The sequence below is a fragment of the Trichocoleus sp. FACHB-90 genome (assembly GCF_014695505.1).
Taxonomy (GTDB): Bacteria; Cyanobacteriota; Cyanobacteriia; order Cyanobacteriales; family FACHB-T130; genus Funiculus; species Funiculus sociatus.
This window is the reverse complement of sequence record NZ_JACJOK010000061.1, coordinates 133,162-148,201: the sequence shown is the minus strand read 5'-3', so window position 1 is coordinate 148,201 and position 15,040 is coordinate 133,162. Positions and strand designations below refer to the sequence as shown.

Genomic DNA, 15,040 nt, shown 5'->3' with positions numbered 1-15,040 from the left:
GCGGAGGCTCTGCATCCCTCCATAAACCGAAAACAAGTGAGGCGTAAGCCTCGCCAAAAGTGTTGATAACCTGAACTTAGGAACAAGAAATTATCAATTTTTACTTGTTAATTTTTCTATACCGTAACGCTCGATTTCGCTTTGCAAATTCAGCGGCGCAACTATTGCCTGATTTTCAAAGTTTCCCCAATTTTCGCGAGGTATATGCCAGGTAATTTCAAACTCCAAGCCATCAGGATCTTGACCATAGACTGATTTGCTGGCACCGTGATCGCTAGCACCTCGAAAATAACCGTTATTTTTGAGAATTTGAGCAGAGTTTGCTAAATCTTCAATTGTCTTTACTTCCCACGCTAGATGATAAAGTCCAATTGTTCCCTTTGGTGGAGATGGAACATTAAAACCCAAGGCTATTAATCCCAAATCGTGATGATTCGTGGAGCCTTTTACTCGCAGAAAAGCCATCATTCCGTGTAGACGAGATACTTCTTCAAAACCAAAAACTGATTTATAAAACTCAACTGAACGCTCAAATTCGCGCACATAAAGGACTGCATGGTTTAAACCTGTGACAGGAATCATAAAATTAACCTCATTGAAACCTAAAATCTTAACTAACGATTTTTGGATGTATTTGGATACTTAAATTTTAAGAACAGTAAAGATAGTATGTAAAGTATGCACTTTAAAGTAAGCTAGTACCCAAAAAGATACTATGGAAGCCAAAAGCCAGAGTCACGAGAGAAAGACTTGTCCGGCGGAAACTGCTTTAAAAGCGATTAGCGGACGCTGGAAGCTTTTTATTTGGGGAGAACTACTGACAGGAGTTAAACGGTTTGGTGAACTGCAACGATCTTTAGACGGCATTACCCAAAAGATGCTCACGCAGCAGCTGAGAGAAATGGAGGAAGACGGAATTATCCATCGGGAGGTTTATCTGCAAATCCCCCCCAAAGTGGAATATTCCCTAACACCTTTAGGGGAAAGTTTGAAACCGATTATCGATGCTATGCACGAATTCGGAACCCAGTTGTGAAATTACTTGCGGGTGTAGCGGTGCTTAACTCCGATGGGAAAATACTCAGGAGCGCCAGTTGGAGTTAGTGTAATTTGGGGGATTTGGTATTCTGCGGGGACGTAGTTAGCAAATTCGCTGTTAAGGCGTAGTAACTGTTTGAGAATGGAGGATGCGATCGCATCCTGCTTCTGTTCACTTTCTTCCACCCCAGGCGCTAACTCCACCACAACCGACAAAAACCGATTCTTATCTGCATCTTCCTTAACTTGCAATACGAATTTACCTGTCACCCACTCTCGAATAATTGGCTGTTCCAATCCCACCGTCACATTTTCCGGGTAAATATTCGCGCCGAAGTAAGAAACTGTAAAATTAGAGCGCCCGAAAACATAGACAAAAGGTAGAGGATGAATTCCTCTCCCACCTTGTAGCTGCAATATTTCTATAGGATTGAATCCCCACTCTGCCAAGAACTGGAGCATCGCATCATAAGAGATTAAACCCCCCGTATCCAAAATGTTATAGCGCACCAAGGGGATACCGTTATCACCAGAAAACAGCAACGTGGTATCAATAACCTCGAAAAAGCGGCTCAAAGGGTCATACTGTACCAAGGTAGGTAAGCGCGATTCACCGAACAAAGCACGAGACGCATCTGGATTATTTGCTAAAAACCTGCGAATGCAAATACTAAGAGGTGTTTCGTTTCCTAAAACGCCTGCATCTGCTGTTCCATACAGCGAAGCTGAGTCATAGCAGGGATTACGGGAACCAACTCGTTCACCTACAAGACTACGCCATTCTTCACTAAAAACTTCTCCAGCAAAAACCATTTTTATTTGATATTTCTGCCACTCTACACCCCGCGCAATGCCGCTATCAATAACATCCTTAATAAACGGCGGATATCCCAACAGTACAACTTGCTCAAATGCTGAACCAAGTTCCTGCACAACTCGGAATATTTCTTCTTTGTTATTTCCGGGAGTAATAACAGTAATGGGGTAGCCTTTACTGGCAAGATAGCGACAGCAATTTGTTGTGTACATTCCCCCCACCCAAGTTCCCAAAGTAAAGCAAATTACAGCTAAGGTGCGGCGCGTGTCAGCATAAAAGCTATCGTAAAAAATTTGCTCAAAACGTGTAGCAATCTGAAATTCATCGCTCAAAAAGCGCGGCCAAAATGTAGGCTTGCCAGTAGAACCTGATGAAACAGCAATTATATCGCAGGTTTCTAATTGCCCATTCCGGCACAAGTCTGCGAGTGAGTGACGCGACAGGTAATTCTCTTTAGTAATCAGAGGAAGCTTTTGGAAATCCTGGTAACTTTGAATAGATGAAGGATTGACACCCTGTTCTTTCAGAAAAGCTTTGTAAGCGGGTATACTAGCAGCAACATCGTGAAATAATTGCCTAGCAGCAGCTTCTGGAGAAGAAGTGAAATGCTCTTTAAGTAACTCCTGGAAGGGTGTATTTAGGAATGCTTGAAAAGCTGTAATTGCCCGTTGACTTTGTTCTTCCTGCATTGTCGCCTCTCTTTTTTGAAAGTGCTTCGTCTTATAGTGCTGAGCGCTAGTAAGTTGGGTTGAGCCACAGCGAAACCTAACAAATGATCATGTTGTGTTGGGCAATGCTCACCTCAACCCAACCTACTGTCGCTTCTATCCTAATTTGTAGACCTAATTTGTAGAGTAAACCAATGCCTATAATCTTGAAAAACTTGGATTTTGAGAATTTTATCAATCCAGCATTTCAGCCGTTACACGCTACTACTCACTGCCATTTTCTTTGTGAACCTTTGTATTTAAATTTCAGTTTCATCTAACACATGGGGCGGTTCCTGATTTGGTTGGTGAGTTGGAATTTCGATGATAAACTCTGTTCCCTCTCCCGGTGCAGAAATACAGCTCAATTTTCCGCCGTGTTTTTGTACAATAATTGAGTGCGAAATTGATAAGCCTAAACCTGTACCTTTGCCTACTGCTTTTGTCGTAAAGAAGGGGTCAAATAGCCGTTTCCTTACCGATTCTGGCATTCCTGAACCGTTATCATAAATTCGGAGTGAAACTTTGTCTTTTTCTATAACTTCAGTGCGAATACGAATCTGGGGATTGTCAGTGATTTTTCCATTTACAATTGACACCTGACGACTAGCTACTAACTCTTCCAAAGCATCAATTGCATTGCCGATGAGATTCATAAACACCTGATTAAGTGGCCCAGCGTAGCACTCAACAAGGGGTAACTTTCCATATTCTTTGATTACCTGAATACCAGGATGATCTGGACTTGCTCTTAGACGGCTATGCAAAATCATCAGGGTGCTGTCGATGCCTTCGTGAAGATCAACACCTTTCATCATCGCTTCGTCGAGGCGAGAAAAGTTTCGCAAGCTACGCACAATTTCACAAATGCGTTGCGTTCCCACTTTTATTGAAGATAGCATTTTGGGCAAATCTGACCTAATAAAATTGAGGTCGATGGCTTCTATTTCATCCAAAATTTCTGGTGTGGGATTGGGGTATTCTTGCTGATAAAGCGTTACTAAACCCAGTAAATCTTCGGCGTAATCCCAAACATGGGGTAGATTGCCGTGAATAAAGCTAACGGGGTTATTAATTTCATGGGCGACACCAGCAACTAGCTGCCCTAAACTAGACAATTTTTCGGTTTGAATCAGCTGGGATTGTGTCTGCTGAAGTTCCCGCACGGTTTGTTCCAACTGAGTCGCTTGCTGTTTTAATTGGGACTCTGCGTGCTTGCGTTTGGTGATATCATTACAAATGCTAACTAGCCCGATAATCTTGCCAGTTTTGTCTTTAATGGCATCAGCACGAAGCGAAATTGGTACAATGCGATCGCTCTTTGTTTTAATCTCTACTTCCCCCCGCCAAGAGTCACCTTTCATTACCGTAGAAAACACCTCTTGTACTACCAACGAATCGGTGTAAACTATCGCCTGTCCCCCAGCATTGTTTAGTTCATCTACAGTGTATCCAAACAAATTTATAAAAGCATGGTTGTGATAGATGGAAGTGCCATTATTATCGGTCATGGCAATTGCATCACTAGAAGATTCTACGGCTTTTCTCAGTAATAAAAGTGCTTCTTCTGCCTGTTTTTGCGGTGTAATGTCTCTGGCAAAAACTACGACTCCCCCAATATTTCCCTCGTCATCGTGCCAAGGAACTCTATCCAGATTAAGCCAGATATTTTCTCCTGAGTAGGTTTTTATTTTTTCAACTATTCCAATTTTAGACTTTTTAGAATTGATTACTTCTAGGTCGTTTTGATGATATTTTGCTGCTTGAGCAGGATAAATATCATAGGTAGATTTACCTTCGATATCTTCCACTTTCATCCCCATCCATGCGGCAGCAGCTTTATTTATTTTTAAAATTCGGTTTTCTCTATCTTTGAACCAAATCATCACTGGCATGGCATCAAGAATGATTTGTTGATGTTGCTTTTCAGAGGAAGTGCTAATTTGTCTTTTAAGTTGGGCGTAAGCGTTGTTTAATGAACTTATAGTATTATTTAGTTCGGCTGTACGTTCTTCTACTCTGAGTTCTAATTGTTCATTTGCTTTCTCTAGCGCTTCCTGGGCAGCTTTGCGCCGCGAGATGTCTTCGATAGTTGCTATAAAATAGTCTGGTTCCCCAGAAGGTTTTAGCACAAGAGACTGAGATAAATTAATCCAGACAGAAAACCCGCTTTTGTGGATGTAGCGCTTCTCAATCGAGAAGGTCTGAATTTTGCCTGTCAATAGCTGACTTATATATGAAAGATTAATATCAATATCGTCGGGGTGGGTAATATCTGGAAGCGATAAAGTTAGCAATTCCTCATGGCTATAGCCTAAAATATTACAAAACTTTTTGTTAACTCGCAGCCACCCTCCATCTAATGCTATATGGGCAATGCCAACAACAGTTTGCTCAAAGGTAGCATGGAATCTTTGCTCGCTAATCAGTAGCGCTTCCTCTAGTTGCTTGAGGGCAGCTTCGTTAATCAATTTTTTGCTAGATGTATTGATTTGCATTGCTTGTCAGACCTATATGTTTTACTAATACAAGAATTGCCCCCTCTATCTGTTTAAGGCAATACTTTAATTTCTAGTGTGATCGAAAACACATTAGAATGAGTTTGTATCACTGCAATCAATCAGGCGCTAAGCGACGATAGCCCCGCGCTAAAACTGTTTGCCTAAGCCATAAAAATTTTAATTTTATGTACAATTGGAATTTCAATAATAAATTGTGTTCTCTGTCCAACTGCTGAAATACACTTTAAATCACCTTGGTGTTTTTCTACGACAATCTGATAGCTAATAGCTAAACCTAAACCAGTGCCTTTGCCTATCGGTTTCGTGGTAAAAAAGGGGTAAAATAGTTTTTTTTTTACATTTTCAGTCATACCTGAACCATTGTCTGCAATTTTAATAACTGCTAGATCGTCGTCTCGCATCAAAAGTACAGCCTCAAGCAATTTTGGATTTTAAATTTTCGATTTTTAAATTGCTTGCGGGTTTTACCTGTTTTGAGCAACGCCCAATCCAAAATCGGCCATCTAAAATTTGAAATTGGTTGGCTCCAAATTAGCAGCACTGGTGTGAAGACGAGAACGCCACCTACATTGCCAAGCCACCAAGTCCACCAAATCGCTTTATAAGCACTCCAAGGTGCGATGCCACCCAGACACATACTGGTGGTGCCGAAGGTGGCAGCTATTAACCAGATCAGCATCCCTCCAATTAATACAAAGTTAAAAACGCTACTCACCCGATTTAGCAGATTGCTGTACCCGATAAATCGGCGTATTAAAAAAGCACCCAACACGGGTGTCAAGGCATCTCCCACGGCACAGCCACTAGCAACTGCAAACACCACGGCTGGCGATCCGTCGATCGAAGTGCTGACGGCAAGGAACTCCCCCAGCCAGATACCAGGCCAAACGCCATAGCCCAGGCGTAGGATAGGTGCCAAGGCGATACCTGCCGGAGGCCAAACTGGTGTTACGTTTCCAGGGAGGGAAACCAGTAAAAGCCCAAGTTTAGCAGCACTATAGTAGATGACAGCAGCAAACACCACGGCTGTCAACCGTACCGCCGATTTGGGCAATGCAAAAAATTTCATTTTTAATATCTAACGCCACGATATGCCTTGAATTTAGTATTCCCACTGAGGCCGGGGAAAGTGGATTTGAAGAATACAAAGAATTATTTTTAAAGACGGAGCAGTTGGTATATTCTCGGTCAATTTGTTATACCTAACTTGAATCTTCCACAGAATCGCCCCAGGTTAATGATGCCCCTGTATTGCACCAAAGGACACGAGAATCCCACCGATTGCCGCTTTTGTCAGCATTGTGGCGAACCGCTGCCGGAGTTCGCCAGCAATAATATTGTGACGGGGATGATTTTAGGCGATCGCTATCGCATTGTGCGCGAACTGGGGCATGGTGGCTTTGGACGCACTTATCTGGCGGAAGACTTGAACCGATTCAATGAACCTTGTGTTTTAAAGGAATTTGCTCCCAAGGTTCAAGGCGCTTATGCTTTGCAGAAAGCTGAAGAACTATTTGAGCGAGAGGCGGGCGTACTCTACAAGCTGCGACATTCGCAAATCCCCAACTTTCGAGAAATGTTTCGGGTAAACCAGCAAAGTAAAGGATATCTGTTTTTAGTACAGGACTATGTGGAGGGTCAAACCTACCGTTCGTTGCTCGATGCTCGAAAATCTCAGGGGTTGCGGTTTAGTGAAGGGGAAGTACGCCAAATTCTACTGCACATTCTGCCAGTGTTGGAGTATATCCACTCGCTGGGGGTGATTCACCGGGATATTTCTCCAGAAAACATGATTTTGCGGAGTTCCGATCAGCTTCCGGTGCTGATTGACTTTGGCGGCGTGAAGGAAGTTGCAGCAACGGTGGAATCGCAGTTTACTTTGGGAAGTGGCAATTCTCCGCCTTTGATCGCTACTCGCTTAGGAAAGCGGGGATACGCTCCTGACGAGCAGATGGACAAGGGATTGGTTTTTCCCAACAGCGATTTGTACGCTTTGGCAGCAAGTTTGTTAGTTTTGCTTACGCTCAAGCAACCCCACGAGATAATTGACAGCGAGACGCTGAAGTGGAACTGGCGGCGGGAAGTTAATCTTAGCCCGATGCTGGGAGATGTTCTGGATAAAATGCTGTCTCGGCGGATAAGCGATCGCTACCAATCTGCCAGAGAAGTTCTCCAAACTCTCTCTGTCAACATACCTTCTACTGAATTTCCTCCTACTCAGCCGCCAGCGCTACCACCGATAGAACCCACACAGGCTGTTTCTCCTCTCTCATACCGCCCCCATCAACCCCCAATCGCCAACCTTCACGCCCAACCCTCCCATCAACAGAAAGGGGAGCCGCTTACTGCGAAACCCCAACCTACAATCCCCAAACGCCAATCCCCGTTTGTCGGCATATTAGGTAAAATTTTGCTGGTGGCGCTGGTGATTACTGGTGCTACTGGACTCGGCTGGTGGGCTGGAAATTTGTGGATACAGTCGATGACTGGTTCCGAGGACAAAGGATCTGATTCCAACTCCTCAGATAATTCCACTGCGCCAACCGATCAGGAAAATCCTTCCCCGCAGTATTCTGCGGCGGAACGCGATCGCAAGCAACAGCTGCGCGATCGTCGCATTAGTTTGGGTGTTGACTACAATTTCTACGTAAACTGGGTAAATGAAACTTTCTGGACGCGAAACCCAGAACAACGGGGAAAAATTCTTGGCAATGGTTCAGAATTTGAGCAATTACGCCTAAGTTGGGATCAAACAGCCGCCCAGTTGCTCGATAAGTTGGAGCAGGCAAACTTGAGCGGTGCGTCGCGCCAGCGCTTGGGAAGCTACCAACCGGAAGATCGCGATCGCTTTAAGGAGCAAGTCAACCAGCTGCGTCTTTCTAGCCGCGCCCTCTACGACCTCGCTGATGTAGTATTTTTCCAGCTATTCCCAGAGCAGCGCGGTAAAGATTTTCTCCAAGAGCCGATTGGTCAAGTATGGCACGCGATAGTTGCCGAGAAAGTCAAGGCCTTGCAGGCTGGAGACGCTTTAGAAACCATTCGCTTCGCTCCTGGCGCGGTTGGGAAACGAGTCAGAGGCACCCTCAAACCCAGAGAAGGCAAAGCCTTCATCGCCAACTTTAACAAAGATCAATTGCTGGCACTCACTTTCACAAATAATCCAAAACTCCGCCTTTCTCTTTATCCTCCAACCACCGCCGTTCCCCCACTGCTGGAAGACTCGACACAAACAACTTGGTCGGGAAAACTTCCTCAATCAGGCTATTACGAATTTGTAGTAATTTCTGAAAATTCTGAACCCGTTGATTATCAACTCGACCTCGGCGTGGAAACCCCTGCGGCAACGCCCTCTACATCTACTGCTCCTCAGTAATCATCTTTTGTCTCATGTCTTTAATTCCACAGGAACCTGCACAACGTCACTTGCCACTGCAAGGTAGCTACAACATCCGCGACATCGGCGGCTATGCTACTCTAGATGGTTGCCACACGCGCTGGCGACAAGTTTTACGGGCAGATAGTCTGCATCGTCTCACCCCAGAAAGCCAGCAAGCACTTATAGATTACGGTGTGCAAACAATTGTTGATTTGCGTCGTGTGTTTGAAGTCAACAATGCTCCCAATGTCTTCTCAGAATCAAAAGTAGTAACTTATCTAAACCTGCCACTATTTGGTAATGAAGTTGTATCTGCTCTGATGCAAGCGAAAACACTGCTAGAACAGTATTGTTTGCTGCTGGATTCCTGTCAGAAACAGATGAAAGTCATTTTTGAGACAATAACAACCAGTTCGTTTCCTATGGTAGTGCATTGCTCAGCTGGGAAAGATCGGACTGGTCTGATCATTGCGTTCTTGCTAAGTATAGCTAACGTGCCAGCAGAGACAATCGCCCAAGATTACGCCTTAAGTGAATCTTACCTGGCCCCGTTGTTTGAAAAAGACCTGGAAGTAGCAAGACGCAATGGCTACGCGCACATATTTGAATGTGAGCATGAAACAATGGTGGACACTTTAAATTACTTGCAAGAAAAGTATGGTGGCGCGATCGCATACTTACATAAAATTGGGATTACGGATGACCAGATTAATCGTTTACGCACAATTATTGTTGATTAATCAGGGAGTATAGCAATTCAAGGATTGGGCGCGATACATCTGTAGGGACATGGCAATGCTATGTCCTTACCAAGGTGGCTGTAACGCCTACAAGTGAGAACTGCTATATTTCTCGTTTTTCTATCGGAAATATTCAGCCTTTTCTTATCTTCCGATAATTGGAGGAGAAACAACGCGACGCAGTGGCGCTTCATTAGCCATTGAATATGCCATGAACAGCATACTTAACCGTTCTGTTTGCGGAAGACTCACTCGATAAATTAGGTTGTCCTGCTGCCACATCACAGAGGAAAATTCATAAGCGGGTTTTTGCTTTGAGCCTTCCAATAGATATCCCTTAATATTGGGTTTTAAGGTGATACGATCGCCTGTAGCTTTATGTTTTTCTAAATCTCGGATAGCATTGGGCGAAGTATTCCTCGCTACAGAAAAACTGCCGAGTAAGCAGGGTTGGGGGCCGCTGATACAGGTAAACAGACTAACTGTTAACCCAGCTGGAGTTTCCGAGGGAAAGACGCGGACAATTAACTTAGAAAAATCTATATCTGGGAAGCCACTAAGTTGAATTTGAGATGGTAAGCGCATTACCAACCCCAACGGCAAGTTGCTTTGAATTTCTTGTAGATGGGGAGTAAATATTTCAGCTGGTCGCGCCTGAACTGGTTTGTTTCCAGACGCTACTACTACGATTCCAGCGATCGCTAGAATCAGACCTGTAAATAATTTGTTAATTTGTAAAACTTGGTAAAGCAATTTTAAAATCTAGCAAACTTTTAAAAGGAACAATAGCAGATGTCATGTACCTTAAGGTAGATTTTCTGCTGCGGAAACAAAAGCAGATGCACAATATCCGTTACTTATGGCTGACTAAAGAAATTTAATTTGCAATTTATGATTACAAGTAAACCTTTGTAAAGTATCTTCAGTCTAAATACACAGCAAGCCTATTTCTAGTTTATCGCCCCATCGGGCGGTCAGCCCGATATTCTCCTGATTGGAACCTCACCGTGCCATTTAATTTTATGTCTGCTGAATTATCTACTAAAAATCAAAAGACACAGCAAGAGGGAAAAAGCAAAAGTCAAAGAATGTTTCTTTTGCCTTTCGCCTTTTTATTATTGCCTTATTTGTCAAGTTGCGGTATTTTACCGCAGCAGCAAGCGGATGCTCAAGCTCCACAACAGCAACAACGGGGAGGAGCCGGAGGGATAACCCCAGTGGATGTAGCGATCGCTCGTACCGACACTCTCCAAGAAGAGATAAAGTTTATCGGCACCACTCGCCCGGTTCGGGAAGTCTCGGTGCAACCCCAAGTAGAAGGACGACTGCTATCTCTCAAAGCGGACGTGGGAGATAGAGTGGCGCAGGGCCAAATTGTTGCCCAGTTGGATGACACAATATTGTTAACCAACGTCAATCAGGCGCAAGCAGAACTTGCAACTCTTCAATCGGAAGTGGCACGCGCCCGAACTCAGGTAGGCAATGCACGGACACAGGTAGAACAGGCAAAAGCTCAATTGCAGCAAGCACAGAGGGACGCGGCTCGACTGGCTGGATTGGCGCGGCAAGGCGCAATCGCTCAGCAACAAGCAGAATTAGCCCAAACAGAGGCTCAAACGGCTCAACAAGCTTTACTCTCTGCTCAGGCACAGGTGAGTACAGAACAGCAAGCAGTCGTAGCGGCTCAAGGGAGAGTTAAGGCGCAACAATCTGTACTGGCTCAAAGTCGCGAACGCCAATCCTATTCAGTATTAACTTCCCCAATTAGCGGCGTTGTCGTTTCCAAAGGGATAGAACCAGGCGATTTGGCGAACCCAGGTAGTGAAATCTTGAAAATTGGAGATTTCAGTCGCGTCACAGTGGTGGTGCCAGTTTCAGAATTAGAACTGTCAAAAATTCGGATTGGGCAATCGGTACGAGTACAGCTAGACGCTTTTGCAAACAGAGAGTTTCTTGGAGAAGTAGTTCGCATTTCCCCCGCAGCGAATGTAGCGGCTCGTCAAATACCAGTGGAAGTCACAATTGCCAACCCTAAAGGCGAGATTAGCAGCGGACTACTTGCACGGGTGAGCTTTTCGTCAACTGCCTCCGAACGGGTATTGGTGCCACAAACTGCCTTGCAAGAGAGACCCGGCGGTAGGGGCGGGGCAAGCTCACCCACAGAGGGTCAGGGGAGCAGAGAGGCTAGAAGCGGTGGTTCCGCAACCGCTCCTGAGCAGGCACGCAATTCAACATCCCAAATCGAAAATCCTAAATCTAGCCAAGCGACAGTATTTGTTTTGGACAGAAACGGGAAACAGCCAACAGTGGAGGCTCGATCGGTGACAGTAGGCGATCGCGCAAATGGAAAAGTCGAAATTCTCTCTGGTTTAAAACCAGGAGAGAGATTCGTAAGCCGTAGTGGTAAGCCGCTAAAAGATGGTGAGCCAGTGCGCTTAAGTGTTCTTTCTGAAACTCAGTAACGGGCAATCGGGATTCACCAATTAGCAATTAGCAATTAGCAATTACCATGTCTGGATTTAGCTTAAGCGCGATCGCCATCCGCCGTCACATCGGCACACTCATGCTCACCATCACTACGTTGGTGCTGGGAGTCTTCTTTCTCTCCCAACTGCAAGTTGATTTGTTGCCGTCTATCACCTATCCCCGGATTGGCGTGCGGCTAGAAGCCCCTGGAATCTCTCCAGAGGTAGCAGTTGACGAAATCACTAAGCCGCTAGAAGAAACTTTGAGCGCCACACAAGGAGTGGTGCAAGTTTACTCCCAAACCCGCGAAGGGCAGGTAAGTTTAGACTTGTACTTTGAACCGGGTGGCAACATTGACCAAGCGCTAAACGATGCCACTGCTGCCTTTAACCGGGGTCGCAGCAGACTCCCCAGTACCATCGAAGATGCCCGCTTATTTAAAGTTGACCCCTCCCAGCTGCCCGTTTACGAAGTTGCGCTGCAATCTGCTTCCTTGGGGGATGCAGATTTACGAGTATTTGCCGATGAAGAATTATCCCGCGAACTCGGTGTAGTCAATGGTGTCGCCGCCGTCGATATTGCGGGTGGTGTGGAAGAACAAGTCCGGGTGCAAATTGACCTGAATCGCTTACAGGCGCTAGGGGTGAGTTTGGTAGACGTGTTAAATGCTTTGGGCGATCGCAACCAGGATATCTCTGGCGGTCGTCTGCAAGGCGCTGACTCCGAACCGCTTACCCGTACCGTCGGACGCTTTCAGAATGCCCAAGAAATTAGCAATCTCTCCTTTGAAGTTGGTTCCCCAACCCCCAGCGCAGTAGGAGCGCAAACCCCCGCGCTTTTACCGCAATCTCGCGTTTATCTAAGAGATTTTGCCGAAGTCATTGATGGGACAGAAGACCAGCGGGTATTTGTCTATCTGAATGGGCAACCAGCGGTAAAACTCAGCATCCAAAAGCAACCGGATGCCAATACTATCGAGGTTGTGGATGCAGTTAAAAAACGGATCGAAGAACTGCGCCAAGCTGGGGTAATTCCCGAAGACATGAAACTGTTAGCAACGCTGGATGAGTCGAAATTTATCAGCAACTCGATCTCCAACGTGACCAGTTCCGGATTGCTGGGTGCAGGGTTAGCAGCGGTGGCGGTGATGCTATTTCTAGGTAGCGCCCGTCAAACTTTAATTATTATCATCGCCATTCCCCTAGCGACTATCGCGGCGATTATCTTAATGCAGCTATTTGGACTTTCCATCAACATTTTCAGCTTAGGTGGTTTGGCGCTGGGTGTGGGGATTGTCGTAGACAACTCTATCGTGATGATGGAGACAATTGCCGAAGGTGCTGGCATGATTCCGGGTCAGGATAGCAAAGCCCGCATGAATAGCCAGCAAGTAATCGATCAAGCAGAACGCAGTGGTCGCGAGGTGGAATCGGCGCTAATTGCCTCTACGACTACTAACTTGGTGTCTGTGCTGCCGTTTTTGCTGATTGGTGGCTTTTTCTCCCTGCTATTTAATGAATTAATTCTTACCATTAGTTTTTCTGTAGCTGCCTCTCTATTGGTGGCGCTGACAGTGGTGCCAGCACTCAGTTCCCGGTTGTTGGCAATCCAGTGGTCGAGTGGCCTAGGTAAGTTTTGGCCTTTGCGGGAATTTAACCGCCGATTTGAGGCAGCGACTGGCAGCTATACCCGCTTTCTGACTGGAGTAGTGCGTTATCGGTTGTTAGTAATCGCCGCTATTATTCTGCTTTTCGGCGGCAGTAGTTTGTGGATGGTCGGTCAAATTCCTCAAGAAATTCTGCCTCGGATTAATACAGGTCAAGCAAATTTGTTTGCCCAGTTTCCTCCTGGAACTAGCGTGGAAACTAACCAAAAAGTGATGAAACTGGTGGACGAAATTCTGGTTAAACAACCAGAAAGCGACTATGTATTTAGCACAGCCGGAGGTTCTCTGTTCGGCAGTACCACCAATGCCAATCCCCTCCGAGCTTCCAGCTCGATTACTCTCAAGCAAGGTACAGATGTCGAGAAGTTTGTCGAAAAAGTCAATCAGGAGTTTAACAAACTTAATTTGGCGGGGATTCGTCTGCGATTGAATCCCGGTCAGGTACGGGGGATTATCCTCAGTAACTCGCCAGTGCGGGGGGCGGATGTGGATATCATCCTCCAGGGAAACGATGAGCAGCGGTTGCAACAAGCGGGGCGGCAAGCGCTGCAAGCCTTGGATGAGCAGGTAAAAAGTGCAACTTTCCGACCTGATGCTGACTCTCGACAACCAGAAGTGCAGATTCGACCAGATTGGGAGCGTGCAGAAGAGTTGGGTTTGACGACGCAAGACATTGGGCAAACGATCCAGACGGCAATCGAGGGGTCAGTCCCGACTCAGTTGCAAAGAGGCGATCGCTTAGTGGATGTGCGCGTACAATTCAATGAAGAATCTGTAGAACGCGCTTCTCAGCTTGCACAAATTCCCTTATTTGTCAATAACAACAGCTTAGTTCGGTTGGGTGATGTCGCGACCATTTCCGAAGGTCAAGCCCCCGGTGAAGTTCAGCGGATTAACCAACGACAGGTTTTTATCATTGCGGGTAGTCTGAGCGAAGGAGCTAACCTCAGCGACGCCCTGACAGAGGTAGACGAGGTACTGGGGAATTTGCGATTACCCGAAGGCGTGAGCGTGATACCCAGTTCGACAGCGGAAACGAATCAGCAGTTGCAAAACTCCTTGACAATTTTAGGAGGTTTAGCTGCTTTCTTGGTTTTCGTCGTTATGGCGGTGCAATACAACTCCTTAATTGACCCCTTGGTAATTATGCTCACGGTGCCCCTGGCTTTAGCAGGCGGCATTCTGGGGCTTTATATCACCCAAACCCCTATCGGTGCTACGGTGCTAGTCGGTGCGGTGCTGCTGGTGGGGATTGTGGTGAACAACGCCATCATCATGGTGGAGTTGGCTAACCAGATTCACGAACAGGAAGGCATCGACCGACAAGCGGCGATTTTAAAAGCGGCTCCCATGCGCCTGAGAGCAATTATGATGACCACCATCACCACGGTTCTTGGCTTGTTTCCTTTGGCGCTGGGAATCGGGGAAGGCTCAGAATTTCTGCAACCGCTAGGCGTTGTGGTGTTTTCCGGTCTATCTCTGGCGACACTGCTAACGTTGTTTATTATTCCCTGCTTCTACGTGCTGCTGCACCAGTTCCCATCTGTGAAATTGCCGCGATTTAGTTTTAAAAAGAAATCTCGCAAGGCTTTTCGAAGCAAGGAACACCCAAGTCCTTCACAAAGCAAAAAGGAACAGATAAAACTTAAATAACCAAGCAATTATCTCGTTCATAATCTCTGACTAGGAACGAGATAATCGTTTTTAC

10 protein-coding genes and 1 pseudogene are annotated in these 15,040 nt (G+C 45.8%); 5 read left to right on the top strand and 6 right to left on the bottom strand.

The window, feature by feature from the left end; translation table 11 throughout:
* Positions 1–93: 93 nt before the first annotated feature.
* Positions 94–582, bottom strand: a complete 489-nt coding sequence (locus tag H6F74_RS18470; protein ID WP_190443659.1) for a VOC family protein — start codon at positions 580–582, stop codon at positions 94–96.
* Positions 583–715: 133 nt separating this feature from the next.
* Between H6F74_RS18470 and H6F74_RS18465 the strand changes: the two genes are divergently transcribed.
* Positions 716–1,036 carry a helix-turn-helix domain-containing protein gene (locus tag H6F74_RS18465; RefSeq protein ID WP_190443658.1) on the top strand — a complete coding sequence of 107 codons (321 nt, stop codon included), beginning with the start codon at positions 716–718 and terminating at the stop codon, positions 1,034–1,036.
* A 2-nt stretch (positions 1,037–1,038) separates the two neighbouring features.
* Here the strand turns inward: H6F74_RS18465 and H6F74_RS18460 are convergent, their stop codons facing one another.
* From H6F74_RS18460 to H6F74_RS18445, 4 genes and pseudogenes are all read right to left on the bottom strand, one after another.
* Entirely contained in the window at positions 1,039–2,544 is a 1,506-nt protein-coding gene (locus H6F74_RS18460; RefSeq protein ID WP_190443657.1) for a phenylacetate--CoA ligase family protein, read from the bottom strand.
* A 278-nt stretch (positions 2,545–2,822) separates the two neighbouring features.
* Entirely contained in the window at positions 2,823–5,060 is a 2,238-nt protein-coding gene (locus H6F74_RS18455; RefSeq protein WP_190443656.1) for a PAS domain S-box protein, read from the bottom strand.
* A gap of 164 nt (positions 5,061–5,224) precedes the next feature.
* Positions 5,225–5,467: pseudogene (locus H6F74_RS18450) on the bottom strand (ATP-binding protein); the annotation flags it as partial.
* Between the two features lie 17 nt (positions 5,468–5,484).
* Positions 5,485–6,153 (bottom strand): MASE1 domain-containing protein, encoded by a 669-nt coding sequence (locus H6F74_RS18445; protein WP_190443654.1) that lies wholly within the window; start codon positions 6,151–6,153, stop codon positions 5,485–5,487.
* Between the two features lie 168 nt (positions 6,154–6,321).
* Between H6F74_RS18445 and H6F74_RS18440 the strand changes: the two genes are divergently transcribed.
* Positions 6,322–8,457 carry a serine/threonine-protein kinase gene (locus tag H6F74_RS18440; protein WP_190443653.1) on the top strand — a complete coding sequence of 712 codons (2,136 nt, stop codon included), beginning with the start codon at positions 6,322–6,324 and terminating at the stop codon, positions 8,455–8,457.
* Positions 8,458–8,471: 14 nt separating this feature from the next.
* The gene (locus H6F74_RS18435; protein ID WP_190443652.1) at positions 8,472–9,200 is read left to right on the top strand and encodes a tyrosine-protein phosphatase; all 729 of its coding nucleotides are present in this window, start codon (positions 8,472–8,474) and stop codon (positions 9,198–9,200) included.
* 144 nt (positions 9,201–9,344) lie between these two features.
* Here H6F74_RS18435 and H6F74_RS18430 read toward each other — a convergent pair whose 3' ends face one another.
* Positions 9,345–9,953 (bottom strand): hypothetical protein, encoded by a 609-nt coding sequence (locus H6F74_RS18430; protein WP_190443651.1) that lies wholly within the window; start codon positions 9,951–9,953, stop codon positions 9,345–9,347.
* A 269-nt stretch (positions 9,954–10,222) separates the two neighbouring features.
* On the opposite strand from H6F74_RS18430, the gene H6F74_RS18425 reads away from it, so the two are divergent.
* Positions 10,223–11,662 carry an efflux RND transporter periplasmic adaptor subunit gene (locus H6F74_RS18425; protein ID WP_190443650.1) on the top strand — a complete coding sequence of 480 codons (1,440 nt, stop codon included), beginning with the start codon at positions 10,223–10,225 and terminating at the stop codon, positions 11,660–11,662.
* 47 nt (positions 11,663–11,709) lie between these two features.
* Positions 11,710–14,985, top strand: a complete 3,276-nt coding sequence (locus tag H6F74_RS18420; protein WP_190443649.1) for an efflux RND transporter permease subunit — start codon at positions 11,710–11,712, stop codon at positions 14,983–14,985.
* Positions 14,986–15,040: the final 55 nt, after the last annotated feature.